General features: G+C 64.9%; 25 protein-coding genes. 13 read left to right on the top strand and 12 right to left on the bottom strand.

What is annotated here, in order from left to right:
- Nucleotides 1-18 precede the first annotated feature (18 nt).
- From glnA to ntrC, 4 genes are all read left to right on the top strand, one after another.
- The gene (glnA, locus tag AO057_RS14590) at nt 19-1,434 is read left to right on the top strand and encodes a type I glutamate--ammonia ligase (protein ID WP_057676634.1); all 1,416 of its coding nucleotides are present in this window, start codon (nt 19-21) and stop codon (nt 1,432-1,434) included.
- Nucleotides 1,435-1,610: 176 nt separating this feature from the next.
- Nucleotides 1,611-2,090, top strand: a complete 480-nt coding sequence (locus tag AO057_RS14585; RefSeq protein WP_057677317.1) for a hypothetical protein — start codon at nt 1,611-1,613, stop codon at nt 2,088-2,090.
- Between the two features lie 5 nt (nt 2,091-2,095).
- Nucleotides 2,096-3,166: a nitrogen regulation protein NR(II) gene (gene glnL / locus AO057_RS14580; protein ID WP_057676633.1), complete on the top strand. Its 1,071-nt coding sequence runs from the start codon at nt 2,096-2,098 to the stop codon at nt 3,164-3,166.
- 31 nt (nt 3,167-3,197) lie between these two features.
- Complete coding sequence (gene ntrC, locus AO057_RS14575; RefSeq protein ID WP_057676632.1) at nt 3,198-4,670, top strand: nitrogen regulation protein NR(I); 1,473 nt, start codon at nt 3,198-3,200, stop codon at nt 4,668-4,670.
- A gap of 127 nt (nt 4,671-4,797) precedes the next feature.
- On the opposite strand, the gene AO057_RS14570 is transcribed toward ntrC, so the two are convergent.
- From AO057_RS14570 to AO057_RS14545, 6 genes are read right to left on the bottom strand one after another with little or no spacing between them, the layout of a single operon-like run.
- Nucleotides 4,798-5,346, bottom strand: a complete 549-nt coding sequence (locus AO057_RS14570; RefSeq protein WP_057676631.1) for a methylated-DNA--[protein]-cysteine S-methyltransferase — start codon at nt 5,344-5,346, stop codon at nt 4,798-4,800.
- Between the two features lie 19 nt (nt 5,347-5,365).
- The gene (locus AO057_RS14565) at nt 5,366-6,136 is read right to left on the bottom strand and encodes an exodeoxyribonuclease III (protein ID WP_057676630.1); all 771 of its coding nucleotides are present in this window, start codon (nt 6,134-6,136) and stop codon (nt 5,366-5,368) included.
- Nucleotides 6,137-6,149: 13 nt separating this feature from the next.
- A complete protein-coding gene (locus tag AO057_RS14560) occupies nt 6,150-6,743 on the bottom strand; it encodes a DUF4337 domain-containing protein (protein ID WP_057676629.1) in 594 nt (197 codons plus the stop codon).
- A gap of 1 nt (nt 6,744) precedes the next feature.
- Entirely contained in the window at nt 6,745-7,239 is a 495-nt protein-coding gene (locus tag AO057_RS14555; RefSeq protein ID WP_057676628.1) for a dihydrofolate reductase, read from the bottom strand.
- Complete coding sequence (locus AO057_RS14550; RefSeq protein WP_082605576.1) at nt 7,236-8,123, bottom strand: DMT family transporter; 888 nt, start codon at nt 8,121-8,123, stop codon at nt 7,236-7,238. The genes AO057_RS14555 and AO057_RS14550 overlap by 4 nt, the downstream gene beginning before the upstream one ends.
- A complete protein-coding gene (locus AO057_RS14545; protein WP_057676627.1) occupies nt 8,120-8,932 on the bottom strand; it encodes a thymidylate synthase in 813 nt (270 codons plus the stop codon). The genes AO057_RS14550 and AO057_RS14545 overlap by 4 nt, the downstream gene beginning before the upstream one ends.
- A 181-nt stretch (nt 8,933-9,113) precedes the next feature.
- Between AO057_RS14545 and AO057_RS14540 the strand changes: the two genes are divergently transcribed.
- Nucleotides 9,114-9,932 (top strand): hypothetical protein, encoded by an 819-nt coding sequence (locus AO057_RS14540; protein WP_057676626.1) that lies wholly within the window; start codon nt 9,114-9,116, stop codon nt 9,930-9,932.
- 153 nt (nt 9,933-10,085) lie between these two features.
- On the opposite strand, the gene AO057_RS14535 is transcribed toward AO057_RS14540, so the two are convergent.
- Nucleotides 10,086-10,751 (bottom strand): GntR family transcriptional regulator, encoded by a 666-nt coding sequence (locus AO057_RS14535; RefSeq protein WP_057676625.1) that lies wholly within the window; start codon nt 10,749-10,751, stop codon nt 10,086-10,088.
- Between the two features lie 170 nt (nt 10,752-10,921).
- Here AO057_RS14535 and AO057_RS14530 point away from each other — a divergent pair, with 170 nt between their 5' ends.
- The 5 genes from AO057_RS14530 to AO057_RS14510 all read left to right on the top strand — a co-directional run bounded on the left by AO057_RS14530 (nt 10,922) and on the right by AO057_RS14510 (nt 16,014).
- Nucleotides 10,922-12,112: a CaiB/BaiF CoA transferase family protein gene (locus AO057_RS14530; RefSeq protein ID WP_057677315.1), complete on the top strand. Its 1,191-nt coding sequence runs from the start codon at nt 10,922-10,924 to the stop codon at nt 12,110-12,112.
- A 1-nt stretch (nt 12,113) separates the two neighbouring features.
- On the top strand, nt 12,114-12,929 hold the full coding sequence (locus AO057_RS14525; protein ID WP_057676624.1) for an enoyl-CoA hydratase: 816 nt from the start codon (nt 12,114-12,116) through the stop codon (nt 12,927-12,929).
- A 19-nt stretch (nt 12,930-12,948) separates the two neighbouring features.
- Complete coding sequence (locus tag AO057_RS14520) at nt 12,949-13,926, top strand: zinc-binding dehydrogenase (protein WP_057676623.1); 978 nt, start codon at nt 12,949-12,951, stop codon at nt 13,924-13,926.
- Between the two features lie 52 nt (nt 13,927-13,978).
- A complete protein-coding gene (locus tag AO057_RS14515; RefSeq protein WP_057676622.1) occupies nt 13,979-14,953 on the top strand; it encodes a Bug family tripartite tricarboxylate transporter substrate binding protein in 975 nt (324 codons plus the stop codon).
- An 86-nt stretch (nt 14,954-15,039) separates the two neighbouring features.
- A complete protein-coding gene (locus tag AO057_RS14510) occupies nt 15,040-16,014 on the top strand; it encodes a Bug family tripartite tricarboxylate transporter substrate binding protein (RefSeq protein ID WP_057676621.1) in 975 nt (324 codons plus the stop codon).
- A 326-nt stretch (nt 16,015-16,340) separates the two neighbouring features.
- Here AO057_RS14510 and AO057_RS17580 read toward each other — a convergent pair whose 3' ends face one another.
- The 4 genes from AO057_RS17580 to AO057_RS14495 form a co-directional block, all read right to left on the bottom strand.
- The gene (locus AO057_RS17580; RefSeq protein WP_205630036.1) at nt 16,341-16,877 is read right to left on the bottom strand and encodes a hypothetical protein; all 537 of its coding nucleotides are present in this window, start codon (nt 16,875-16,877) and stop codon (nt 16,341-16,343) included.
- Nucleotides 16,878-16,935: 58 nt separating this feature from the next.
- On the bottom strand, nt 16,936-17,313 hold the full coding sequence (locus AO057_RS14505; protein WP_057676620.1) for a hypothetical protein: 378 nt from the start codon (nt 17,311-17,313) through the stop codon (nt 16,936-16,938).
- A 490-nt stretch (nt 17,314-17,803) separates the two neighbouring features.
- The gene (locus AO057_RS14500) at nt 17,804-19,225 is read right to left on the bottom strand and encodes an FAD-binding oxidoreductase (RefSeq protein ID WP_057676619.1); all 1,422 of its coding nucleotides are present in this window, start codon (nt 19,223-19,225) and stop codon (nt 17,804-17,806) included.
- Nucleotides 19,222-19,626, bottom strand: a complete 405-nt coding sequence (locus AO057_RS14495) for a DUF2069 domain-containing protein (protein ID WP_057676618.1) — start codon at nt 19,624-19,626, stop codon at nt 19,222-19,224. Before AO057_RS14495 ends, AO057_RS14500 begins: the two co-directional genes overlap by 4 nt.
- Nucleotides 19,627-19,646: 20 nt before the next feature.
- On the opposite strand from AO057_RS14495, the gene AO057_RS14490 reads away from it, so the two are divergent.
- Nucleotides 19,647-20,858 (top strand): YihY family inner membrane protein, encoded by a 1,212-nt coding sequence (locus tag AO057_RS14490; protein WP_057676617.1) that lies wholly within the window; start codon nt 19,647-19,649, stop codon nt 20,856-20,858.
- A gap of 9 nt (nt 20,859-20,867) precedes the next feature.
- Here AO057_RS14490 and AO057_RS14485 read toward each other — a convergent pair whose 3' ends face one another.
- Complete coding sequence (locus AO057_RS14485) at nt 20,868-21,194, bottom strand: Mpo1-like protein (RefSeq protein WP_057676616.1); 327 nt, start codon at nt 21,192-21,194, stop codon at nt 20,868-20,870.
- Nucleotides 21,195-21,308: 114 nt separating this feature from the next.
- Here AO057_RS14485 and AO057_RS14480 point away from each other — a divergent pair, with 114 nt between their 5' ends.
- Both AO057_RS14480 and AO057_RS14475 read left to right on the top strand, forming a co-directional pair.
- Complete coding sequence (locus AO057_RS14480; protein WP_057676615.1) at nt 21,309-21,968, top strand: metal-dependent hydrolase; 660 nt, start codon at nt 21,309-21,311, stop codon at nt 21,966-21,968.
- A 55-nt stretch (nt 21,969-22,023) separates the two neighbouring features.
- On the top strand, nt 22,024-24,054 hold the full coding sequence (locus tag AO057_RS14475; protein ID WP_057676614.1) for a CHASE2 domain-containing protein: 2,031 nt from the start codon (nt 22,024-22,026) through the stop codon (nt 24,052-24,054).
- Nucleotides 24,055-24,106 lie beyond the last annotated feature (52 nt).

Raw genomic sequence — 24,106 nt, 5'->3', positions numbered from 1 at the left:
TCCTACCAGGAGTACCAGATGGCCAAGACCGTCGCAGACGTGATGAAGATGGTGAAGGAAAACGAGGTCAAGTTCGTTGACTTCCGCTTCACCGACACCCGTGGCAAGGAACAGCACGTGACCGTGCCGGTTTCCCACTTCGATGAAGACAAATTCAGCTCGGGCCACGCCTTCGACGGTTCGTCCATCGCCGGCTGGAAGGGCATCGAGGCTTCGGACATGCAGCTCATGCCCGACCCCAACACCGCCAACATCGACCCCTTCTTCGAAGAGACCACGATGTTCCTGCAGTGCGACGTGGTCGAGCCCAGCGACGGCAAGTCTTACGACCGCGATCCGCGCTCCATCGCCAAGCGCGCCGAGGCCTATTTGAAGGCTTCCGGCATCGGCGACACCGCCTATTTCGGTCCCGAGCCCGAATTCTTCATCTTCGACGGCGTGCGCTGGTCCAACGAACCCGGCAACGTGATGTTCGCCATCGACGAGTACGAAGCCCCCTGGAACAGCGGCAAGCAGCTCGAAGGCGGCAACCGCGGCCACCGTCCCACCACCAAGGGCGGCTACTTCCCGGTGCCCCCGGTCGACAGCACGCAGGACATGCGCGCCGAGATGTCCCTGATTCTCGAATCCCTGGGCATCCCGGTCGAAGTGTTCCACCACGAAGTGGCCGGCGCCGGCCAGAACGAAATCGGTACCCGGTTCAGCACGCTGGTGCAGCGCGCCGACTGGACCCAGGTCCTGAAGTACGTGGTCTGGAACGTGGCCAACGCCTACGGCAAGACCGCCACCTTCATGCCCAAGCCCTACGCTGGCGACAACGGCTCCGGCATGCACGTGCACCAGTCCATCTGGAAAGACGGCAAGAACCTGTTCGCCGGTGACGGCTACGCCGGCCTGAGCGATTTCGCCCTGTACTACATCGGCGGCATCATCAAGCACGCCCGTGCCCTGAACGCCATCACCAACCCCGGCACCAACAGCTACAAGCGCCTGGTGCCCGGCTTCGAAGCCCCGGTGAAGCTGGCCTACAGCTCGCGCAACCGTTCCGCATCGATCCGCATCCCCTTCGTGGCCAACCCCAAGGGTCGCCGCATCGAGGCACGTTTCCCGGACCCGTCTGCCAACCCCTACCTGTGCTTCTCGGCCCTGATGATGGCCGGTCTGGACGGCGTGGAAAACAAGATCCATCCGGGCGAAGCCGCCACCAAGGACCTGTACCACCTGCCCCCGGAAGAGGACAAGCTGGTGCCGACCGTCTGCCACAGCCTGGACCAGGCCCTGGACTATCTGGACAAGGATCGCTCCTTCCTGACCAAGGGCGGCGTGTTCACCGATTCCATGCTGGATGCCTACATCGAGCTGAAAATGGGCGAAGTCACGCGCTTCCGCATGGCGCCACACCCGGTCGAGTACGACATGTACTACTCCCTGTAATGGGGCGACCGCTGGCTGTGATTCGTTACAGCCTGTCGCAAAAAAAGGACGGCTTCGGCCGTCCTTTTTGTTTTCCGTGAACTTTCGGGGTTTGATTTATCAAAGGAATAGCCGATACTCTCAGACCGCCCCTGCATTTCCGATGCGCGGAGAACCCTATGAAGAAGCCTTTACTGATGTCATTGACAGCTACGTTTTTCGTAGCAGGCCTGGCCGTGGCCGATCTGGCCCAGGCCCAGGGCCGCATCTACCGTTGCGGCAATGAGTACACCAACACCGTGCAACCCGGCCAGAAGGGCTGCAAGCTGCTCGAAGGCGGCAACGTCACCGTGGTGCAACGCCCGCGCATGACGACGGAGTCGGTCCGCGTGGCTTCGGCCAACCAGGATGGCTCGCGCGTCGATGGCGTGCAGCAGCGCCAGCGGGATGTCGGTGCCCGCCAGATCCTGGAAGCCGAATTGCGCAAGGCCGAGGCTCGCCAGGCCGAACTGCTCCAGGAATACAACAACGGCGAGCCGGAAAAAGCAGGTCCCGAGTTTCGTAACCACCAGAAGTACCTGGATCGGGTGAGCGAGCTCAAGGCCAGCATCGAGCGCAATGAAAGCGACCAGGCCGGCCTGCGCCGCGAACTCGACCGCCTTCCTGAGTCAAAATAGGCGGCTTGAAACCGACCGCCATCCCCTCCGTCAGCCGCTTCCAGCCCTTTGACCTTCTGGCCACGCTCGTCGCCGTCGTGCACGGGGACGCGGCAGTGGTTTATGCCAATGCCGCCCTCGAGGATGCGCTGGGCATGTCCCGGCGCAGCATCGAAGGTTCGGATCTGGCCGAGCACTACACCGAGCCCGCGATCCTGGCTGCCGCCCTTGGCGGTTTGCGTGACAACGAGTTTGCGGCCCTGCGTTACGACGCCTGGCTGAAACGTTCCGGGCGCGACCCCTTGCCGGTGCACGTGATCCTGACCCAGACCGACCAGCCGGGCGACATCCTGATCGAGATGCTGCCGCTGGAGCAGCAGGCCCGCCAGGAGCGCGAAGAGCGCCTGCTGGACCAGGCCCAGGCCAACAAGGAGCTGATCCGCAACCTGGCGCACGAGATCAAGAACCCCCTGGGCGGCATCCGTGGCGCCGCCCAGCTGCTGGAGATGGAGATCGACAGCCAGCTGACCGAGTACACGCGTGTGATCATCCACGAGGCCGACCGCCTGCAGACCCTGGTGGACCGCCTGTTGGCGCCGCACCGGCGCCCGCATGTCGTGGGGGACGTGAACATGCACGAGGTCTGCGAGCGGGTGCGCTCCTTGATCCTGGCCGAATTCCCCAAGGGCCTGCGTGTGGTGCGCGACTACGACACCTCCATTCCCGAGTTCCGCGGTGACCGTGAGCAGCTGATCCAGGCCGTGCTCAACATCGCGCACAACGCCTGCCAGGCGTTGGCCGATCGCATCGCTGCCGGTGATGCGCGCCTGACCTTCCGTACCCGGATCGCCCGCCAGATCACTTTCGGCAAGCAGCGCTACAAGCTGGCACTGGAATTGCATGTCATCGATAACGGGCCCGGCGTGCCGGACTCGATCAAGGACCGCATCTTTTTCCCGCTGGTGTCGGGACGGGAAGGCGGCTCCGGCCTGGGGTTGACGCTGGCACAGACCTTCGTACAGCAGCATCATGGCCTGATCGAGTGCGACAGCGAGCCGGGCCGGACCGATTTCAAAATATTGATACCGCTGCCCTAGAAAGGCAGCATGACCTAAGGGTGTAGCCGACATGAAGCCGATTTGGATCGCCGACGATGACCAGTCCATACGCTTCGTTCTGGAGAAGGCGCTGCAACGCGAGCAGATGCCCACCCGCAGCTTCACCAACCCGCGTGAGGTGCTCGCCGCCCTGGACGAGGAGGGCGAAGGCCCGCAGGTGCTGGTGAGCGACATCCGCATGCCGGGCGGCTCCGGCCTGGAACTGCTGGAGAAGGTCAAGGCCCGCCATCCGGGCCTGCCCGTGATCATCATGACGGCCTTCTCAGATCTGGACAGCGCCGTTTCGGCCTTCCAGGGAGGGGCCTTCGAATACCTGCCCAAGCCGTTCGACCTGCCCAAGGCGGTCGAGCTGATCCGCCGCGCCGTCGAGGAAAGCCAGCGCGAAGAGGTGGCGCAGGAGACCATCGACGAAGCCCCCGAGATGCTGGGTCAGGCCCCGGCCATGCAGGACGTGTTCCGCGCCATCGGGCGACTCTCGCAGAGCAATGTCACCGTGCTGATCACCGGTGAATCGGGTTCGGGCAAGGAGCTGGTGGCGCGTGCCCTGCACAAGCACTCACCGCGGGCCAACGGACCCTTCGTGGCCATCAACACGGCGGCGATCCCCAAGGACCTGCTGGAGAGCGAATTGTTCGGCCATGAACGCGGTGCCTTCACGGGCGCCCAGACCATGCGCCGTGGCCGTTTCGAGCAGGCCGATGGCGGCACGCTCTTCCTCGACGAGATCGGCGACATGCCTTTTGATTTGCAGACGCGGTTGCTGCGCGTGCTGTCGGACGGGCACTTCTACCGTGTCGGTGGCCACAGCGCGGTCAAGGCCAATGTGCGTGTGATCGCCGCGACGCACCAGGACCTGGAGCAGCGCGTCAAGGAAGGCGTGTTTCGCGAAGACCTGTTCCACCGCCTCAACGTCATTCGCCTGCGCCTGCCGGCACTGCGCGAGCGGCGCGAAGACGTGCCCATGCTCACGCGCCATTTCCTGCAACAGAGCGCGCGCCAGCTTGGCGTCGAACCCAAGCGCATTGCGGATGCGGCGCTGGAGCGGCTGGGGCGCTTCGGCTTCCCCGGCAACGTGCGCCAGCTGGAGAACATCTGCCATTGGCTGACCGTCATGGCACCGGCCCAGGTGATCGAGCCCAAGGACTTGCCCCCGGAGATCAGCCAGGGGCCTGGTGAGGCCGTTGCCGTTGCCGCACCATCTGCTGCGGCAACAGGTGCGCCGGAGCCCGTGGCCCTGGCCTCGCCGGCAGCAGGCATGCCCTCTTCCGGCGACTGGGAGAGCGGCCTGCAGGCCGAGGCCATGACCCTGCTGCTCAGCGGGCGCCTGGATGTCTGGGATGAACTGACGAAGCGTTTCGAGCGCAAGCTCATCCTGACGGCGCTGGACAACACGCGTGGCCGGCGCATCGAGGCTGCCCACAAGCTGGGCATCGGCCGCAACACCATCACCCGCAAGATCCAGGAGTTGGGGCTGGAGGAATAGGGACCAACCCCCTGAGCGGCTGCGCCGCTTCCCCCTTCTGCTGCGCGAAGGGGGACGACGCCAGTGGCCGGGCAAAGCCCGTTCCACGGCGTCCCTCGATAAATACCACGGGGCTGTCTGCTGGGTCTCAGTCGAAGAGCCCGGGGCCGCCGAAGCGGGCGCCCTCGATCTCCAGCATCTTCAGCTTGGTCAACAGCCCGCCATGGGCCGAGAAGCCACCCGTGCCCGTCTGGGCGCCCAGCACGCGGTGGCAGGGCACCACGGGGGCAAAGGGGTTGGCCCCCAGGGCCTGGCCTACGGCGCGGGCCGCGCCCGGTTCGCCCAGGCGCTGCGCCACTTCACCATAGGTCAGGGTCTCACCCGGCGGGATGCGTCGTGCGAGTTCGTAGACGCGCTGGTGAAAGGGCGGCACGCCGGCCATGTCCAGCGGCAGGTGCGTGAGGTCGCGTGGTTCGCCGGGATGGCCTTCGAGCAGGGCCGTGACGGCGGCGATGGCGTCCTGCACAAAAGGCGGTGGTCTACCCTCATCGCAATCCGGGAAGCGACGCGCCATGCGCGCACGTGTAGCGGCCTCGTCCTGCTCAGGCAGGTTGACACAGGTCAGTGCACGCTCGTTCCAGGCGACGCCGCAATGACCCAGCGGAGTGGGGAAGAGGGCGTAGGCCAGCGTGGACATGCGGTACGCCCGGCCGGCTTCACAGTCCCTGTAGTTCCAACACCACCGGGGCGTGGTCGCTGGGGCGTTCGTTCTTGCGCGGCGCGGGGTCCACGGCGCAGGCCGTGGCCAGGGGCTTGAGCGCCTCGCTGATCAGGATGTGATCGATGCGCAGGCCCTGCTTGCGGCGGAAGGCCATGTGGCGGTAGTCCCACCAGGAGTAGTTCTTCTCGGGCTGCGGGAACAGACGCACCGAATCCGTCAGACCCAGGTCGATCAGCGCGCGCAGATGCGTACGTTCCTCCAACGTGCAGTGGATGGTGTCCTTCAGGCCCACCGGGTCCCAGACGTCGGCGTCGTCGAAGGTGATGTTGTAGTCGCCCATGAGCACCAGTTTCGGAAACGCGGCCAGTTCGGAACGCAGCCAGTCGTGCAGGGCCGTGAGCCAGCGCATCTTGTAGGCGAACTTGTCCGAACCTGGCTCCTGGCCATTGGGAAAATAGGCGCCGATGACACGCACGCCGTTCACCGTGGCGCTGATCACGCGCGCCATCTCGTCCTCGAAGCCCGGGATGTTGCGCACCACGGCTGTCATCGGGGTGCGTGTGAGCAGGGCCACGCCGTTGTAAGTCTTCTGGCCAAAACTCTCGGCCTGATAGCCCGCCGCCGTGAAAGCGTCAAAGGGAAACTTGTCGTCGGTCAGCTTGAGCTCCTGGAGCGCCAGAACGTCGACGGGGTTGACCGTCAGCCAGTCCAGCACCTGCGGCAGCCGCACGTTGAGCGAATTGACATTCCAGGTGGCAAGTCTCATCGACGGCTTGCGATCAGATGTGCAGCACCGCCAGCCCGCCCACGACCAGGCCTAGCGCCCCAGCGGCAAACATGGCGTACTCGAGCCACTTCTTGCGCGTCAGCAGGGCGATGGCGGCCAGCGCGATACAGACCTGCAGCACCGTGGTGGCCTGGGCCCAGCGATGGTGCAGGTGCATCTGCTCATCGCTCTTCTTGTCCCAGGCGGTGGCGTCGGCTTCGAGCTTCTCGGCATCGACCTTGATCTCACCCTTTTCCTTCTCGTAGCGGTCGATCTTGGCCTGGTACTTGGCTTTTTCGCTTTCCTTGGGGGTCAGGTCGCGCGAGACCTCGGCCAGGGACTGCTTGGTGCTCTTGGACTGGAAGTAGTTCCACTGGTTGGAAGCTTCGGTCTTCTTGATCGCCGCGTTGTTCTTGTACAGGCCGGCATTGGCCTGGGTGGCGCCGCCCATGTAGGCGAAGATGGCGCCCACCGTGGCGATGATGGCCGTGAACATGGCGATCTGGTTGGTCATGCCGCCGCCATGGTCGCCGTGGCCGCCGCCCTGTTGCGCGTGTTCGAGTTCGTGGTCGTGCGGGCCGTGCACGTGAAAACCGCCTCCGGACATATCAGACTCCTCGTGTATTCGTGTAAGTGACAAAACTGAAATTCAGGCCGGTGGAGGAAACATGGCGTTCGCGCTGCGTTTCCTTCCACTCGGGTCCGAATTGTGGCGCAAAAGCATCCCCGTCGAACGTGGCGTCGATCTCCGTCACCACGGCGCTGCTGGCCAGGGGCAGGGCCTGCTTGTAGATCTCGGCCCCGCCGATGATCCAGGCGTCGGTCACCTCGCCGCACTGGGCCAGGGCCTCGGGCAGCGAGTGCGCTACACGCGCTCCCTCGGCCGACCAGCCTGGCTGGCGCGTTACCACCACATTGCTGCGGCCGGGCAGGGGGCGAAAGCGCGCCGGGATCGATTCCCAGGTCTTGCGGCCCATGATGACGGGGCAGCCCAGGGTGGTGCGCTTGAAGTGGGCCAGGTCCTCGGGCAGGTGCCACGGCATCACGCCGTCCTTGCCGATGGTGCCATTGGCGGCGCGGGCGAAGATGAGGTGCAGTTTCATGCGGGTATTTTCCGGGAACGCGGCGGCAGCAGCACGGCGGCAATGGCCAGCATCACGAAGACGATGGCCACGTAATCCTGCCAATGAGGCCATTCACCGACGATGACGGTGGCGCTCAGGGCGCCGATCAGCGGGATGGCCATGATGCTCATGGCGCTGGTGGATGGCGGCAGGTGCCGCGCCAGGCCGGCCCACAAGGTCTGGGCAAAACCGTAGTTGATGAAGGCGCCGTAGGCCAGGCTGGCCCACATGGGGCCGGTGAATTGCCAGCTCGGCCAGGGCTCGCTGGCCAGGGCGATGAGCCAGAGGCAGGCGCTGGCCAGGATCATGGTCCAGATCGTGAGCGTCTCCACCGGCAGGGTCAGGGTGGCGCGTCGCATCAGCAGCGTGCCGATGGCCCAGCAGACGGCGGCAATCTCCATCCAGACGATGCCCAGGGGCCGGCCGCTGAGCGCCGTGAACTCGCTGGAGGTCAGCAGGGCGATGGCGATGGCCACGGCTACCGCGGCGACGGCCACACGGCGCGTGAGTTTCTCGCCCAGGAAGAGCACGCTGATCAGCACGGTCCAGATCGGCATGGTGAACCCCAGGATGGCGGCGCGCCCCGAGGCCAGCTCCTTCACGCCCAGGATGGACATCGTGTGCCAGCCCAGCATATTGGGCGCGCCGATGGCGAGCACGGAACGCCACTCGGCGCCGCGCGGCAGCATGCGCAGGCCCTGGGCCCGGTACCAGGTGTAGAGAAAAATCGCGCCGACCGTCATGGTGAGCGCGCGGAAGTACATGGGCGAGAGCTCGCGCAGCGAGAACTTCATCATCGGCCAGTTGATGCCCCACATCAGCGTGAGGACGATCAAGGTGATGAGCTGTTTACGGGTGATCACACGGCCACCGGTGCCTTGATGGCGGGGTGACACTGGTAGTCCAGCACCTCGAAGTCCTCGAACTGGTAATCGAAGATCGAATCCGGCCGGCGCTTGATGTTCAGCGTGGGGTAGGGGTAGGGCGCGCGGCCCAGCTGCAACTCCACCTGCTCGTGGTGGTTGCTGTAGATGTGGCAGTCGCCGCCGGTCCAGATGAAGTCGCCCACGTCCAGATCGCACTGCTGCGCCAGCATGTGTGTGAGCAGCGCGTAGCTGGCGATGTTGAAGGGCACGCCCAGGAAGATGTCGGCGCTGCGCTGGTAGAGCTGGCAGCTCAGCTTGCCCTCGGCCACGTAGAACTGGAAAAAGGCGTGGCAGGGCATGAGTGCCATCTTGCTGAGTTCGGCCACGTTCCAGGCACTCACGATGATGCGGCGCGAATCGGGGTTGCTCTTGAGCGTCTTGATGACCTCGGCAATCTGGTCGATGTGGCCGCCGTCGGGTGTGGGCCAACTGCGCCACTGCACGCCGTAGACGGGGCCCAGGTCGCCGTCAGGCCGGGCCCATTCGTCCCAGATCGAGACACCGCGTTCCTTTAGCCAGTTGTTGTTGCTCGAGCCCGTGAGGAACCACAGCAACTCCTGGATGATGGAGCGCAGGTGCACCTTCTTGGTAGTGACCAGCGGGAAACCTTCCTTGAGGTCGAAGCGCATCTGGTGGCCGAACACGCTACGTGTGCCGGTGCCGGTGCGGTCGGTCTTGGGTACGCCCGTGGTGTACACGTGGCGCATGAAGTCTTCGTACTGGGAACGGACGGGGCGGGTGCTCATGCAGCGATTTTCCTACAAGTCAGCCACCCCCTCCCGGGGTGTAACCGGCCGGTTACATGGGGTGGCAAGCGGTGCTATGGTCCTGGTGGCTGTCTGGGCACTGTTGCCAGGCCAGCACGTCTCCGGCCGGCCCCCGTTCCCGCCCGCGCCGGCAAACTTACAACAAAGCAAAGGAGAAAACATGTTCACAGGCAAGACAGGTGGAAAACTGCTGATCGCCACGTTGCTGGGCTGGCTGCTGGCGGGCTGTTCGCCCATGGCGATCACCGGTGCGCCGGATGTCGACAAGACGGCCTTTGGCGCCAAGAAGCGCTTTGCCGTGGTGTCGATCGCCGCGCTCAAGACCTTCCATGGCGAACGGTCCATGGCCGACACATTCAAGAGCGCCGACGCGGTCGCCGGTGCCAACACCCAGCCGCTGATCAACCAGCTGCAGCCCAAGATCATCTCGGCACTGGGCAAATCGCGCCAGTTCACGCTGGTGCCGGAGTCTCGGGTGCTCAATCACCGGGCCTATCGGGCGCTGGCTGAAGACGAGCGGGCCGTGAAGGTGCTCTTCATTTCCGCCGACATGAACGTGGCCGGCAACTACAAGTTCTACTCGGACCCGCAGAAGTACGCCCAGCTGGCCAAGGACCTGGGGGTAGACGGCGTGATCGGGGTCACGGTGACCTTTGGCATTTCCACGGGCGGCGGCCGCTTCAACATCAATGGCCTGAGCTTCGGCAAGAAGAGCTACAGCGCCACCGCCACCATCGGCGCCGTCGCCTACAACCAGAAGGGCGAGGTGATCTGGAAGGACTCGACCGTCAAGGAAGCCGAACCGGGTGATTCCAAGGCCGTCATCGTCATCGACACCAGTGCTTTCAGTGGTGCGGACTTCGAGAAATTCCACCCCTCGGCGGTCGAGATCGGTACCAAGGCGGTCGATGTGCTGCTGGCCCGTTTCGACGACACCATGGCCGGCAAGCAGGTCGAGCGCGTTCAAAGCTACAAATAGCGTACAGCGCCCGACACGAGCTGGGCGCCAGTCCCGCATCGCCCGGTTCGGGTTTGTCAGGTTCAGCGAGTCGAGCGTGCTTGAGGTTGCGCACAAGCTTGGCTCCATCGGCGACCTCCGGGACTCCCTCGGTGCCGCGCGACCGTCCGGACTTCAGGCCGGCCGGTCCAGCAGGGTCAGCAGCCGGTCACGCCCCGAAAGCACATGGCGCTCTGCCAGGGTCCGCGCCCGGCTGGCTGCGCCCTTGGCGATGGCTTCGAAGATGGCGCGGTGCTCGGCATTGGAGCGGCGCATATTGCCGGGGGCGTTGAAATAACGGCGCCGGAACAGATGCAGTTCCTTGACGTGGTCGTCGTAGGCCTGGTGGGCACGCTGGTTGCCCGAGAGTTGCAGGATCAGCGCGTGAAAGCGCAGGTTGTGTTCGTAATAGGCCGTGCTTTCGCCGGCCTCGCAGGCAGCGTCCATCTGCCCGAGCAATTGCTCCATCTCGGCGCGGTGCGCATCGTCCAGGTGTTCGCAGGCGCGTTCGGCGGCGAAACCGAAGATCAGCGCGCGCAGTTCGTAGATCTCCAGCATCTCGCGCACCGAGATCTGGCGCACGAAAACGCCGCGGTTGGGCACGGCCGTGACCAGGCCCAGGCCGGCCAGCATGCGGATGGCTTCACGGATGGGGCCGCGGCTGGTGCCCATGCGCAGGGCCAGGGCCGCCTCGTTCAGCCGGTCGCCGGGCTGGATTTCGCCGCTGTAGATGAGGCGCTTGAGTTCTTCCGCGATGGCGGGTGAGAGACCTTGCTCGGTTTTTTCTTTGACGGAGTCCATGGGGCAGGTCGGGCGATACGGCTTCGAAGGTGGCTGGATGGTAGCACCCGCCGTTGGGGATGGATTGGGGAAAACCATTAAAAGTGTCATCTATTCATTAAAAAGTGTTGACACTTTTGGTCATGAGCAGGACACTGCCTCCCAGTTTGACTTGCTGCTACCTGCCCACCATGCCCCATACCCCTGCTTCCTCCGCCCTGGCGCGTTTTCGCGTGATCGACCTGACCCAGGTGCGTGCCGGCCCGACCTGCTGCCGCCAACTCGCCGACTGGGGCGCCGATGTCATCCAGGTCCAGATGCCCGAGCACATGCGCGGTGACGACACCCTGGGTGGCCAGGACGGCTCCGATTACCAGTACACCCACCGCAACAAGCGCTCCATCACGCTCAATCTGAAAGAGGCCGAAGGCATCGCGGTGCTCAAGCGCCTGATCGCCACGGCCGACGTGGTGGTCGAGAACTTCCGCCCCGACGTGAAGTTCCGCCTGGGCATCGACTACGAGACGCTTGCGAAAGATCACCCGCGTCTGGTCTACGCCAGCATCTCGGGCTTCGGCCAGACGGGTCCCCTGGCCCAGCGTCCGGGTTTCGACCAGATCGCCCAGGGCATGAGCGGCCTGATGTCGGTCACCGGCAAGCCGGGCGACGGCCCCATGCGCGTGGGCATCCCGATTGCCGATCTTTGCGCCGGCATCTTCGCGGCCCAGGGCATCCTGGTGGCGCTGCTTGAACGTGAAGCGTCTGGCAAGGGCCAGTTCCTGCACACCTCGCTGCTGGAGTCCATGGTCTACATGATGGACTTCCAGACCGCGCGCGTGTTGATCGACGGCGAGGTGCCCACGCAAGCCGGCAACTACCACCCGACCAGCATCCCCACGGGCGTCTACAAGGCGCGTGACGGCTGGATGAACATCGCCGTCTTCGGCTCCAAGATCTGGGAACGTTTCTGCGACATCCTGGGCGCACCCGAGTGGGTGACGGATGCGCGTTACCACGACAAGATGGGGCGCTCGGTGAACCGCGATACGCTCAACGAAGAGATCAACCGCCGCCTGGCCGGGCAGGACCGCGCCTACTGGGTCGAACGTTTCAACGAAGGCGGCGTGGCCTGCGGCCTGATCAACAATGTGCAGGAAGTGTTCGAGGAGCCGCAGATCCAGCACCTGGGCATGGTCAAGGAGGTGGTCTCGGCGCACCACGGAGCGCAGCGCCTGGTGGGCCAGCCGGTGCAGCTGGAGCGCACGCCGAGCACCATTGCCCGCGCGGCGCCCAAGCGCGGCGAGCACAGCGCCGAGATCCTGCACGAACTCGGCCTGGCCGATGATGAAATGAAGCGCCTGAAGGCACAAGGAGTCTATTGAGATGGCCGAGATCACTTACACCTCCCCCACCGAGCGGGTGCAGAGCTGGATGGACGAGGATGGCAGCACGCTGCACATCCGCTTCAACAACCCCGAGCGCCACAACGCGCTCTCGGTGGACATGTGGGAGGCCGTGCCGGTGCTGTTGGCCCAGGCCGAAACCGACGAGCGCGTGCGCCTGGTGGTGTTCAGCGGCGCGGGCGAGAAGGCTTTTGTCTCCGGTGCCGACATCTCGCAGTTCGAGGACATGCGCGCCGCGCGCGAGGCCGTGGCCCGCTACGAGCTCATGGCCGAGCAGGCGCTCATGGGCATCTACAACTTCAGCAAGCCCACGCTGGCCTGCATCCGCGGTTATTGCATCGGTGGCGGGGTCAACGTGGCCATGAGCTGCGACATCCGCATCGCCAGCAGCGACGCCGTGTTCTCCATACCCGCCGCGCGCCTGGGACTGGGCTACCGTTATTCGGCCATGAAGAACCTGGTGGACCTGGTCGGCCCCGGTGTGGCCAAGGACCTGTTCTTCACCGCGCGCCGTATCAGCGCGGTGGAGGCCAAGGAGGTGGGCCTGATCTCGCGTGTCTGCGCGCCGGACCAGCTGCCCGCCCTGCTGGCCGAGTACACCCAGGCGCTGGCCGCCAATGCGCCGCTGACGGTGCGCGCCGGCAAGGCCATCGTGGCCGAGATCCTCAAGCCCTCGCCCGAGGTGGACTTTGACAAGTGCCGCGCGCTGATCCAGGGCTGTTTCCAGAGCGAGGACTATGCCGAGGGCCGCAAGGCCTTCATGGAAAAACGCAAACCCGTGTTCCGCGGCAAGTGAAGCAACGAAGGACAACAAGATGAAATCCTACTGGGCCAAGATCACCGGCGGCAAGATCGAGGTGGAGCTGCGCGACATTCCCCGCCCCGAAGCCGGGCCGGGCCAGCTGCTGGTGCGCGTGCGCGCCGCTGGCCTGAACCGCGGTGAGTTCATCATCGGCCACAGCCTGCAGGCCGAAGGCAGCGCCAAGGCCGCGGGCATGGAAGCGGCGGGCGAGGTGGTGGCCTGCGGTGCGGGCGTCACGGGCTTCAAGACCGGCGACCCGGTGATGGGCCGCTGCAGTGGCGGTTTTGCGGAAGTCGTGCTGATGGATGCGCGCGAGGCCATGTCCAAGCCCGAGCGTTTGAGCTGGGAACAGGCCGCGGCCGTGCCCCTGACCGGTCTGGTCGTGCATGACATGCTGGTGCTGCAGGGGCAACTGCAGGCGGGCCAGTGGCTGCTGATCCCGGGGGTGTCTTCCGGCCTGGGCGTGACGGCGCTGACCATGGCCAAGGCCCTGGGCGCCAAGGTGATCGGCACCTCGGGCTCGCAGGCCAAGCTCGACCACCTCAAGACCCTGGGCCTGGACTTGGGGCTGTGTACGCGCCAGCCTGATTTTCATGAGACCGTCATGCAGGCCACCGGCGGCAAGGGCGTGAACCTGGTGGTCAATGCCGTGGGCGGCACGATGTTCGCCGAGAGCCTGCGCTGCCTGGGTTTCCAGGGCCGTCTGGCCGTGGTGGGGTATGTCGATGGTGTGCTGCATGCCGAGATCGACCTGGATGCCCTGCATGCCAAGCGCCTCACGCTCTTCGGCGTGTCCAACAAGCTGCGCAACGCCGACATGAAGGCCGCGGGCGTGCCGCCCTTCAAGGCCCAGATCCTGCCGATGCTGGCCGACGGCCGCATCGTGCCGCTGGTCGATCGGGTGCTCCCCTTCGAACAGCTGGCCGAAGCCAAGGCGGCCATGGAAGCCGCCCAGCACATGGGCAAGATCGTGCTGGCCGGTCTGCCCTGAGCCTGTATTCCGTCACGACGTCAGCCAACCATTCATAACGAGGAGATACGAGATGCACAAACGCAAACTGCTGCTGGCTGCCCTGGTTCTGGGCAGCTGTTCCCACGTCGCGCTGGCCCAGGCGCCGGCCTACCCGGCCAAGCCCGTGAAACTGGTGGTGGGTTTCGCGCCGGGCGGCGCTGCCGATTTTGTCGCCCGTGCGATCGGCGAGTCCTTGAGCCGAGCCCTGGGTCAGCCCATCGTCATCGAGAACAAGGCGGGTGCCGGCTCCAGCATCGCGGCCGAGGCCGTGGCCAAGTCCGCGCCCGATGGCTACACCCTGCTGATCGCCAGCCCGAGCAGCATTTCGGTCAACCCCGCGCTCAACCCCAAGCTGGGTTACAAGGCCAGCGACCTGTTACCCGTCACCAAGCTGACGGCTTCGCCCCTGGTGATTGCGGCCAATCCGGCCACAGGCATCACCTCGGTCAAGGAACTGATCGCCAAGGCCAAGGCGGCCCCCGGCACCTTGAACTACGCCACCTCGGGCAACGGCTCGGCGCCACACCTGGGTGCGGCCCATTTCAGCCAGGTGGCCGGCGTGCAGATGCAGCACATCCCGTTTCGCGGTGGCGCCCCGGCCATCCAGTCGGTGGTGGCCGGCGACACGCAGCTCACCTTCGGCACGCCGCCCTCGGTGCTGCCCATGATCCAGGCTGGTCGCCTGCGCGGCTTGGCGGTCAGCACGCTGGAGCGCACCCCCTTGTTCCCGGAGCTGCCGGGCATGAAGGAAGCCGGCCTGCCGGACTACGCCATCGACTTCTGGTACGGCTTTTTCGTCCCCGCAGGCACGCCGCCGGCGATTGTGCAGAAGCTCTTTGATGCCACCCAGCAGGCCTTGCAGCAACCGTCCGTGAAGGCGGCACTGGCCCGCGAAGGCACCGACATCTCCATCTCCAGGTCGCCCGCAGACTTTGCGGCCTTCCTGGCCAAGGACGAGATGTTCTGGGTGAAGCTGGTCAAGGATGCCGGCGTCACCCTGAATTGACCTGCTGCCCGCCCAAGCTCGGATGTGCCGGGGGTTCATCCGCTTGAACGGGGCCAGCTGACTCCAAAAAACCGAGGAGACATCACATGCGACAGGGGTCTATCGTGCTCGCGGGGCTGCTGGCCCTGGGGGGAGTTTCGTCTGCTGCAGCGCAGGCGCCGGCCTATCCGAACAAACCCATCAAGCTGGTGGTCGGTTTTGCCCCGGGAGGGGCCGCCGACTATGTGGCGCGTTCCGTGGGTGAGGCCCTGGGCCGCGCCCTGGGCCAGCCCATCGTGATCGAGAACAAGGCCGGTGCCGGCTCCAGCATTGCCGCGGATCTGGTGGCCAAGTCGGCCCCCGATGGCTACACCCTGCTGATCGCCAGCCCGAGCAGCATCTCGGTCAACCCCGCGCTCAATCCCAAGCTGAACTACAAGCCCAGTGATCTGCAACCCGTGACCAAGCTCACGGCTTCGCCGCTGGTGATCGCGGTCAACCCGAACGCCGGCATCAACTCGGTGAAAGAGCTGATCGCCAAGGCCAAGGCCACCCCGGGCGCCCTGAACGTGGCCACCGCCGGCAACGGCTCGGCCACCCATCTGGGCGCCGCGCAGTTCGCCCAGGTGGCCGGGGTCAAGTTCACCGAGATTCCCTACCGCGGGGGCGGGCCGGCCATGCAGTCGCTGATTGCGGGTGATACGCATATCTACTTCGGCACACCGCCGTCCACCTTGCCGCACATCCAGTCCGGCCGCGTGCGTGGCCTGGGGATCAGCGCGACGGAGCGCAGTGCCCTGTTCCCGGATCTGCCGGGCATGAAGGACGCCGGCCTGCCGGAGTACAACCTGGACTTCTGGTACGGCTTCTTCGTGCCGGCTGGCACGCCCCCGGCCATCGTGCAGAAGATCTTCGAGGCCACACGCACGGCCATGCAGCAGGACTCGGTCAAGGCGGCGCTGGCGCGTGAGGGGACCGAGGTTTCCTTGTCCAAGTCGCCGGCGGACTATGCGGCTTTTCTGGTTCAGGATGAGAAGTTCTGGGTGAAGTTGGTGAAGGACGCGGGGGTCAAGCTGGATTGATATCTGCTGGCGGGTGACGAGTTGGTTGACGTGGCTAGCCGGGTCTCGCCCCGGCGGGCGACTCACTTTCTCTTGCTTCGCCAAGAGAAAGTAAGCAAAGAGAAGGCGACCCTGGTGTCTGTGACCCCGGCTGCGCCGGGGCAACCTGCGATGCTCACGCCAGGCGGGAGCCGCGCAAACTCGGCTAACGCCTCAGACATGCGCGTCTCTTGACCCCCCTGCCGCTCCGCTTCTCGGCACAGACACAAGGGTGGGGGATACCGAAAACCGAAGGCACAAAAGACAAGGGCACGCTATCGCGTGCCCTTGTCGTGTGAAGTGAGAGGTTAGACACTATTACGCTCCACGGTGTAAACAGCGATGATCCGGTAAGGCCCCGGCTCAGCGTCGGTGAACACACCTTTTTCCACCAGCTCTTGCGCCTCGTCAAACGTCGCAAGAAGACAGTGTTCATTTGTAGCAACTCCTTCAGCCAGAGAGTTACATGAGAGGGGTGAACACTCGGGTGAAGTTTGAACGAGAAAGGTGGTCACATCAAAGCCCTGAAGGGTTTTTGATTGTGGGATTTCTATGTTTGTTTCAAACGATTGCTCAGGGGCAAACGGTGTCCACACACAATCGTCCGCGTCATACTGTTCTTCATGGGCTTCGTAGTAGAACAGTGATAAACCATCAAGGGGGATTGAGTTGGCTAAGGCGATCTCTTCGATGATCCGTGGGGAATCGAAGAGCCAATAACCATTGTGCCGCCAGAAATTAATGTAATCAGCGAAGTCTTTAGACACACATCCACTCAGCGAATAGATATCTCCCACGTTGGGGGCTTTAATCCAATCTGGCCGACGAGCGACCTGCTTGTACATGTATCCGATCGGAACCATTGGTGTCTAACGTTTGAGTTGGGCGTCACTGCTTCGCCCACTACTGAAAGTCTCCGGCAGTCCATCCGTTGCGACGCTGGAGCATTTCTCTGTACTCCAGATTCAACTGCTGAACTTCACGCAAGTATTCACTTGGAACAGATGTTGCCTCATTCCACTCGTGCTTGGGGTCGTACTTGGATCGAATGGCTTTGTGCCTTCCTTGGTGTTCCCAGAAGGCCTTCTCATCTTCTTCCTCTTGTCGCTTCGTTGCGTTCCTTTGCTTCCTCTTTCCTGGCAGCTTTGCGACCAACCAATAGCAGCCATAGATAACTGCGGCACCTAGAAAAACCGGGCCGAGCGTATCGATAGCACTTGGATAGAACTGCTTGACGAGGATGAAAAGGATGACGGCAAGCAGGAAGTTCGTGATGCTCACTCAGGCCTCCCTACGCATAAACGAACAACACTTGGTTCACGAGCACTCCTGTGACGCCCAACGTGATATGGACCGCAAAAGTGCGGAATAACATGGACGAACGTTCATCCTGGCGCCTCCCTTGCTGCAAGCTAAGTGCTAGTTTTGTTTCAAGAATTTAACTGACTATAGCGTCGCATGTCGTTCATGACAAACCGTGAACCCCGTAGTCCCACGCGTCAGCGTGGACTGCGGGGTTCAGGTATCCGGTTCCCACTGCCGTGTGCGGAGGCGAGTAGCGCAGGAGCGGGCGGAGAATGGGGCGCGCATGTTTGAGCGCAGCGAGTTTGCGCGCACCCCGCCCGGTTCGAGCAACGCAGCGTGCCCGGAGCGTAGCGCAGGGACGACGCACCCGGCTCGCCTTTCTTTTGGGTACTTTGCTTTGGCGAAGCAAAGAAAAGTACCTCGCCCGCCGGGGCGAGACCCGGCAAAGCCACGATAGCCAAATACCTTAACCGCGAATCATGCGCCCAGGATTCATCAGGTTGTGCGGGTCCAGCGCCTGCTTGATGCTGCGCATCAGGCCCAGGGCCACCGGTGACTTGTGGTCGGGCAGCTTATCCACCTTGAGGCTGCCGATGCCGTGTTCGGCCGAGATCGAGCCGCGGTAGCGGTCTACCACCTCGTACACCACGGCATTCATGGGGGCCTCCTCCTCGTTGAGGAAACGCGCCTGGTCCGCACCTTCAGGTGCCTGCACGTTGTAGTGCAGGTTGCCGTCGCCCAGATGCCCATAGGTCACCAGGCGTGCGCCCGGGAACTTCTGCAGCAGCAGGGCATTGGTTTCGCGCACGAACTCGGGGATGCGCGAAACGTTGATGGAAATGTCGTGCTTGATGTTCAGGCCTTCCTGGGCCTGGGCCAGCGGGATGCTCTCGCGGATGTGCCACAGCGCCTTGGCCTGCGCCATGCTTTCGGCCACCACGGCGTCCGTCACGCAACCCTGTTCCATGGCGGCTTCGAGCAGGCGCTCGAACTGCTCGCGCGCATGGGTCTCCGATTCGTTGTCCGAGTTTTCCAGCACCACGCACCAGGGCGACTCCTGCCAGAAGGGCACGCGCTGCTGCGGGAAGTGCTTGACCACCAGGCTCAGCGCGAACTGGCCCATGACCTCGAAACCGGTCAGGCCGGCGCTCAGGTGTTCGTGCGCCAGGCCCAGCAGCTTGACCGCGTCTTCCAGCGAGGGCACGGCGGCGTAGGCCGTGAGCTGGGCTTTGGGCATGGGGTAGAGCTTCATGGTGGCGCCGGTGATCACGCCCAGCGTGCCTTCGGAGCCGATGAAAAGGTGGCGCAGGTCGTAACCGGTGTTGTCCTTGCGCAGGCCGGTCAGTCCGTCCCAGATCTCGCCCTGGGCCGTCACCACTTCCAGGCCCAGGCAGAGCTCGCGCGTGTTGCCGTAGCGCACCACCTGCGTGCCACCGGCGTTCGTGCCGAGGTTGCCGCCGATGGTGCAGCTGCCTTCCGAGGCCAGGCTCAGCGGGAACAGGAAACCGGCTTTTTCGCATTCTTCCTGCAGGCTTTGCAGCACGCAGCCGGCGTCCACCGTGATGGTCAGGTTGCCCGCGTCGAGCTGGCGCACCTTGTTCATACGGGTCAGGCTGAGCACCACCTGGGTGCCGCTTGCGTCGGGCGTGGAGCCCACCACCATGCCGGTGTTGCCGCCCTGCGGCACCATGGCCACACGCGCGGCGGCACAGGCCTTGACGACGGCCGCCACTTCGGTGGTGGAGGCAGGGCGCACCACCGCCAGGGCGCGGCCGCGCTCGCGTTTGCGCCAGTCGAGTTCCCAGGCGCTGAGGTCGCCTTCGGTGAGGACGTTGGGGGCGCCGACGATCTGGCGCAGCTGGGTGAGCAATTCGGTATGGGTACTCATGGTGTCACGGTCTCGGATAGGGGTTGGGCCTTGGCTGCCTTCTGGCGCAGGCGGATGTGCAGCACGCAGGCGGCAAACAGGGCCAGGCTCAGCAGCACTTCCAGCGCGGCCAGCCAGGCGCCCGGGGCCGGCTCGCTGGTGGCGCGCACCACGCCTTCGGTGAAGTAAAACCAGAGCAGCAGGCTGAGCCAGCGGTAGGTGTACATGCGGTTCTTCAGCAGGCCGGCCAGGGGCAGGCACAGCGGCAGCACCTTGAGCGCCAGCCAGGAGCCACCCGGGCGCAGCGGTGCCAGCCAGAGTTCCCAGGCCAGGCCCAGCACGATGAGGCCCAGCAGGCTGGCCACGGCCAGTTGGCGGCTGAGCCGGACGTGGGAGGGGATGGATGTGTCGGTGGCTTGCATGGAGGTGGCATCATAGCGGGATGAGCTTGTCCCTCCGCCTGCAAGAGTTGCTGACCGACCTCTCGCGCTTCCCCTGGAAAACCACGGCCCTGACCCTGCGCGAGCGCTTTCGCGAGGACCGGCTGGGCCTGTCCGCCAGCAGCCTGACCTTCACCACCACCATCGCCCTGGTGCCGCTGTTCACGGTGGCGCTGGCCCTGTTCACGGCCTTCCCCATGTTCGCCAAGTTCCAGGACGTGCTGCAGAAGTGGCTGGTGGAAAGCCTGGTGCCCGACAACATTGCGCGCCAGGTGCTGGGGTATCTGACGCAGTTTGCCGGCCGGGCCGGTCGCCTGGGCTGGGCCGGTCTCACGGTATTGTTTTTCACGGCGCTGAGCCTGGTCTTCACCATCGACCGCACGCTCAATGCCATCTGGCGCGTGCGCCGGCCGCGGTCACTGGGGCAGCGCGTGCTGGTCTACTGGGTGGCCATCACCCTGGGGCCGCTGCTGCTGGCGGGCAGCCTGACCATCACCTCCTACATCGTCTCGGCCTCGCGCGGCATGGTGGGCGGCCTGCCCGGCGGCCTGCGCCTGCTGCTCGACGGCATCGAGTTCCTCATGATCGCCGGCGGCCTGGCGGCCACCTACCACTACGTGCCCAACACGGCTGTCAAATGGGGCCATGCCTGGACCGGCGGCATCTTTGCCGCCGCCGCCATCGAGGTGGCCAAGAAGCTGCTGACGCTCTATATCGGCATGGTGCCCACCTACTCGGCGGTCTACGGCGCCTTCGCCACACTGCCCATCCTGCTGATCTGGATCTACGTGGCCTGGGCCATCGTGCTGCTGGGGGCGGTGATCGCGGCCTATCTGCCCAGCCTGCTGGCGGGCGTGTCGCGGCGGGCCGTGGTGCCAGGCTGGCGTTTCCGGCTGTCACTGGAGCTGCTGCAGGCGCTGGTGAGTGCGCGCCGCGGGCTCACGCTGATGCAGCTGGCCGAGCAACTGCACGTCGATCCACTGCAGCTCGAACCGCTGATCGAGACCCTGGTGACGCTGGACTGGGTGGGGCGGCTGGTGGACGACGGGCAGGACGGCCTGCCGCGCCTCGTGCTGCTGGCCGAACCGGCACGCACACCGCTGGCGCCGCTCATGCAGACCATGCTGCTGCCGCGCGAAGCGAGCACCGACGGCTTCTGGGGCAGCGCTCGGCTGGATGACCTCAAGCTGGCCGATGCGCTATTGAAACAGTAGCAATCCGGGTCAGAACGGAATCTTGCCCGTCCAGATGTCCTTGTACATGACCCAGTCGCCCATGAAACTGTAGAGCGGGCGCTTGAAGCTGGCGGGTTTGTTCTTCTCGAAGCCGAAGTGGCCCAGCCAGGCGAAGCCGTAGCCCAACAGCAGGGCGTAGAGGAAGTACTGCGGCTGGGCCGTGACCACCAGCATGGCCAGGCAGGCCAGGCTCAGCGTGCTGCCGATGAAATGCAGGCGGCGGCAGGTGCGGTTGCTGTGCTCGCCCAGGTAGAAGGGGTAGAAGTCGGCAAAGCGCGTGAAGCTGCGCGGATCGGTGGCGGCGGGGCTGCTCATGTCAGGTCTCCTCTTGGGGTGTTCGATGCCGCAGTGTAGGGCGCGGGGCCCGGTCGCGGCAAGCGCTCCCGGTTATAGTGCCGCGATCACGAAACGCCGCAGGAGCTGACACCCATGTTCATCGGCCACTTCGCCATCGGCTTTGCCGCCAAGACCGCAGCGCCCCGGGTGTCGCTGGGTACGCTGTTCCTGGCGGCCCAGTTCATCGACCTGTTGTGGCCCACCTTCCTGCTCATGGGGCTGGAGCGGGTGCGCATCGAACCCGGTGCCACGGCGGTCACGCCCCTGGTCTTCGAGCACTACCCCTGGTCGCACAGCCTGCTGGCCGTGTTGGGCTGGGCCGCCTTGCTGGCCGGCCTGCATTTCCTGCTGCGGCGCGACCGCCGCAGCGCCCTGATCCTGGCCGGGCTGGTCCTGAGCCATTGGCTGCTGGACCTGCTGGTGCACCGGCCGGACCTGCCCCTGTGGCCCTGGGGCGGCTCCGTGCTCGGCCTGCGCCTGTGGTCTTCTCTGCTGCTCACGCTGGCGCTGGAGGTGCCGCTCTTCATGCTGGGCGTGTGGCTTTACAGCCGCAGCACACGCGCGCTGGACGGCGCCGGGCGCTGGGGCCTGGTGGGCCTGGTGCTCTTCCTCTTCGTGGTCTACGCCGGCAATGTGCTGGGCAGCCCGCCGCCCAGCGTCGAGGCCATCGCCTGGATCGGCCAGCTGCAGTGGCTGCTGGTGCTCTGGGCCTACTGGGTGGACTGGCACCGGCGCGCCGTGGCGCCGAACTGATACACAGACGCTGGGCAAGCTGGTAACCTAGACCGTACTTTATCGAGGAGACAGCATGGATCTGGGTCAGGCACTGCAAGGGCGCAGTTCGCGCGCGGCATCCATCCTGCTGGCCATCGTGTCGGTGCTGCTGGTCACGCTGCTCTACTACAAGCAGAACGCCTTCCTCGAGGGTTTCGAGGCGCGCACCTACGACCTGCGCTTCAAGAGCCTGCGCGGCCCGATCACGCCGCACCCTGACATCGCCATCATCACCATCGATGACAGGAGCATTGCCGAGCTCGGGCGTTTTCCCTGGAGCCGCCAGCAGTACGTGCGCCTGCTGGAGCGCCTGGAGACGGCCAAGCCCCGCGCCATCCTGTTCGACGTCTTTTTCCCCGAGGTCGAGAACGCCGAGACCGACCAGGCCCTGGCCGAGGCGATCCGGCGCGCCGGCAACGTGGTGCTGGCCACCACCTTCGAATTCGACCGCCAGTTCCGCGTCAGCGGCAGCACCGGCAGTCTGCCCCAGCTGGAGCGGGCGGCGGCCGGCATCGGCCACATCAACCTGATCCCCGAGGAGGACGGCGTCAACCGCCGCAACCTGCTGCAGATCGAGCGTGATGGCAAGGCCGTGCCCTCGCTGGGCCTGATGGCGGCCATGCTGAGCCTGGGCGAGAAACAGTTCAGCGCCGAATCCTTCCGGGTGCAGCTGGGCGAGCGCAGCATTCCCGTGGGGCGCGACGGCGCCCTGTGGATCAACTACACCGGTGCGCCCGGCAACTACCCGCGTTACGCCTTTGCCGACATCGTCAACGGCCGGGTCGATCTGGCGCCGCTGCGCGGCAAGACCGTGTTCCTGGGGGCCACGGCGCTGGGCATCTACGACATGCGCGTCACGCCCTTCCATGCCAATTCACCCGGGGTCGAGGTGCACGCCGCCGTGGCCGACGACATCCTGAGCCAGCGCTACATCCACCGCACCGGCCTGCAATCCCTGTTCGACCTGGTCATGATCGTGCTGGTCGGCGGCTTGAGCTACTACCTGACGGCGCGCATGCGCCTGCACCGCGCCATTCCTGCCGTGCTGCTGCTGGGGGCAGCCTACGTGGGCCTGAGCTACTGGCTCTTCCTGCAGGGGCAATGGGTCAGCATGGTCTACCCGCCGCTGGCGGCCACGGTGGCCCTGCTGGTGGGTGGTGGCTTTCGCTACATGGTGCTGGAGCGCAACGCGCGCGAGATGCGGGCCATGTTCTCCAGCTATCTCTCCAGCAAGCTGGTCAGCCAGCTTGAGAAAAACCCGGGCGCGGCGCGCATCGGCGGCGACAACCGCGAGGTGACGGTGATGTTCACCGACATCAAGGGCTTCACCGCCTTCAGCGAGCGCCACAAGCCGCAGGTGGTGGTGGCGCGCCTCAACGAATACCTGGGCGCCATGGTGCAGCTGATCTACGCGCACGACGGCACGGTCGACAAGTTCATGGGCGACGGCATCCTGGCCTACTGGGGCGCCCCGCTGGCCCAGCCCGACCACGCCAAACGCGCCGTGGCCTGTGCCCTGGCCATGAAGCAGCTCATGATCGAGCTCACGGCCAAATGGCAGCAGCAGGGCGTGGAGCCCTTCGTGATCCGGGGCGGCATCCAGACCGGCGACGTGGTGGCGGGCAACATCGGCTCGCGCGGCCAGAAGATGGAATACACGGTGATCGGTGACACCGTCAACCAGGCCTCGCGCCTGGAGGGCATGGCCAAGTACTTCGGTGTGGACTTCGTGGTGGGCGACGCCACCTACCTCAAGACCTGCGACAGCTTCCGTTTCCGGCGCCTGGACCGTGTGCGCGTGGCGGGCAAGGACATCCCGGTGGCCATCCACGAACTGCGTGGCGCCGCGCAGGCCGCCGAGGACCGCCTGGAGACCCTGTTTGCCGCCGCCCTGGTGCAGTTCCGTCAGAAGCATTGGGAGGTGGCCGAGCAGGCCTTCCTGGCCATCCTGGCCGAGTACCCCAATGACATCCCGAGCCGGCTATATTTGGAGCGCTGCCTGCAGTTCAAGGCGGTGCCCGTCTCCACCGACTGGGATGGCGTGTTCAACCGGCAGGACAAGTAGAACCGTAGCGAAAAAAGAAGACCTGGCCCACGATGGCCAGGCGCGAACCACC

The organism is Curvibacter sp. PAE-UM (assembly GCF_001432305.1).
Classification (GTDB): Bacteria; Pseudomonadota; Gammaproteobacteria; order Burkholderiales; family Burkholderiaceae_C; genus Hylemonella.
This window is presented reverse-complemented; position numbering and strand designations above follow the sequence as displayed.

What these genes read in the sequence shown, in the direction of transcription:
- glnA (WP_057676634.1), top strand. Translation starts at nt 19, where the DNA reads ATGGCCAAGACCGTCGCAGACGTGATGAAGATGGTGAAGGAAAACGAG.
- AO057_RS14585 (WP_057677317.1), top strand. Translation starts at nt 1,611, where the DNA reads ATGTCATTGACAGCTACGTTTTTCGTAGCAGGCCTGGCCGTGGCCGAT.
- ntrC (WP_057676632.1), top strand. Translation starts at nt 3,198, where the DNA reads ATGAAGCCGATTTGGATCGCCGACGATGACCAGTCCATACGCTTCGTT.
- AO057_RS14570 (WP_057676631.1), bottom strand. Translation starts at nt 5,346, where the DNA reads ATGTCCACGCTGGCCTACGCCCTCTTCCCCACTCCGCTGGGTCATTGC.
- AO057_RS14565 (WP_057676630.1), bottom strand. Translation starts at nt 6,136, where the DNA reads ATGAGACTTGCCACCTGGAATGTCAATTCGCTCAACGTGCGGCTGCCG.
- AO057_RS14560 (WP_057676629.1), bottom strand. Translation starts at nt 6,743, where the DNA reads ATGTCCGGAGGCGGTTTTCACGTGCACGGCCCGCACGACCACGAACTC.
- AO057_RS14555 (WP_057676628.1), bottom strand. Translation starts at nt 7,239, where the DNA reads ATGAAACTGCACCTCATCTTCGCCCGCGCCGCCAATGGCACCATCGGC.
- AO057_RS14545 (WP_057676627.1), bottom strand. Translation starts at nt 8,932, where the DNA reads ATGAGCACCCGCCCCGTCCGTTCCCAGTACGAAGACTTCATGCGCCAC.
- AO057_RS14540 (WP_057676626.1), top strand. Translation starts at nt 9,114, where the DNA reads ATGTTCACAGGCAAGACAGGTGGAAAACTGCTGATCGCCACGTTGCTG.
- AO057_RS14535 (WP_057676625.1), bottom strand. Translation starts at nt 10,751, where the DNA reads ATGGACTCCGTCAAAGAAAAAACCGAGCAAGGTCTCTCACCCGCCATC.
- AO057_RS14530 (WP_057677315.1), top strand. Translation starts at nt 10,922, where the DNA reads ATGCCCCATACCCCTGCTTCCTCCGCCCTGGCGCGTTTTCGCGTGATC.
- AO057_RS14525 (WP_057676624.1), top strand. Translation starts at nt 12,114, where the DNA reads ATGGCCGAGATCACTTACACCTCCCCCACCGAGCGGGTGCAGAGCTGG.
- AO057_RS14520 (WP_057676623.1), top strand. Translation starts at nt 12,949, where the DNA reads ATGAAATCCTACTGGGCCAAGATCACCGGCGGCAAGATCGAGGTGGAG.
- AO057_RS14515 (WP_057676622.1), top strand. Translation starts at nt 13,979, where the DNA reads ATGCACAAACGCAAACTGCTGCTGGCTGCCCTGGTTCTGGGCAGCTGT.
- AO057_RS14510 (WP_057676621.1), top strand. Translation starts at nt 15,040, where the DNA reads ATGCGACAGGGGTCTATCGTGCTCGCGGGGCTGCTGGCCCTGGGGGGA.
- AO057_RS17580 (WP_205630036.1), bottom strand. Translation starts at nt 16,877, where the DNA reads ATGTACAAGCAGGTCGCTCGTCGGCCAGATTGGATTAAAGCCCCCAAC.
- AO057_RS14500 (WP_057676619.1), bottom strand. Translation starts at nt 19,225, where the DNA reads ATGAGTACCCATACCGAATTGCTCACCCAGCTGCGCCAGATCGTCGGC.
- AO057_RS14495 (WP_057676618.1), bottom strand. Translation starts at nt 19,626, where the DNA reads ATGCAAGCCACCGACACATCCATCCCCTCCCACGTCCGGCTCAGCCGC.
- AO057_RS14490 (WP_057676617.1), top strand. Translation starts at nt 19,647, where the DNA reads ATGAGCTTGTCCCTCCGCCTGCAAGAGTTGCTGACCGACCTCTCGCGC.
- AO057_RS14485 (WP_057676616.1), bottom strand. Translation starts at nt 21,194, where the DNA reads ATGAGCAGCCCCGCCGCCACCGATCCGCGCAGCTTCACGCGCTTTGCC.
- AO057_RS14480 (WP_057676615.1), top strand. Translation starts at nt 21,309, where the DNA reads ATGTTCATCGGCCACTTCGCCATCGGCTTTGCCGCCAAGACCGCAGCG.
- AO057_RS14475 (WP_057676614.1), top strand. Translation starts at nt 22,024, where the DNA reads ATGGATCTGGGTCAGGCACTGCAAGGGCGCAGTTCGCGCGCGGCATCC.